Origin of the sequence: Streptococcus oralis (genome assembly GCF_023110055.1) — a bacterium.
GTDB lineage: Bacteria > Bacillota > Bacilli > Lactobacillales > Streptococcaceae > Streptococcus > Streptococcus oralis_BY.
In genome coordinates this window covers 1-734 of record NZ_JALDVG010000007.1, presented here as the reverse complement: position 1 = coordinate 734, position 734 = coordinate 1, and the positions used below count along the sequence as shown (strand labels likewise).

The 734-nt window shown below is 52.5% G+C and carries 1 protein-coding gene; it reads left to right on the top strand.

All coding sequences use genetic code 11. The features are described from left to right. Window positions 1-734 (top strand): hypothetical protein (locus M1G01_RS09625; RefSeq protein WP_247931694.1); only part of this gene is annotated, 734 nt, incomplete at both ends.

Genomic DNA, 734 nt, shown 5'->3' with positions numbered 1-734 from the left:
TCGAGTCAATCCGCATCTGCAAGTGCTAGTCAGTCAGCATCGGTAAGTTCAAGTCAATCTGCTTCATTGAGTGCTAGCCAGTCGGCATCTGCAAGTGCGAGTCAGTCCGCTTCAGTCAGCTTGAGTCAATCTGCTTCATTGAGTGCGAGCCAATCCGCTTCAGCCAGCTCCAGCGAATCAGCCTCAGCGAGCGCTAGCCAATCAGCCTCAGCGAGCGCAAGTCAATCAGCATCAGCAAGTTCGAGCCAGTCAGCCTCAGTAAGTTCAAGCCAGTCTGCTTCAGCGAGTGCTAGCCAATCAGCGTCAATGAGTTCAAGTCAATTAGCCTCAGCGAGCGCTAGCCAATCAGCGTCAGCGAGCGCAAGTGAGTCAGCATCTGTAAGCTCGAGCGAATCGGCTTCAGTAAGTTCGAGCGAATCGGCTTCAGTAAGTTCGAGCCAATCAGCGTCAGCGAGCGCTAGCCAATCCGCCTCAGTAAGTTCAAGCGAATCTGCATTGGTAAGTTCAAGTCAATCCGCCTCAGTAAGTGCAAGTGAATCTGTATCAGTGAGCTCGAGTCAATCCGCTTCAGTAAGTGCAAGTGAATCTGTATCAGCGAGCTCGAGTCAATCTGTGTCGGCAAGTTCGAGCCAATCCGCTTCAGCGAGCGCAAGTCAATCCGCCTCAGTAAGTGCAAGTGAATCTGCATCAGCGAGCTCGAGTCAATCAGCGTCAGTGAGCTCGAGTCAATCCGC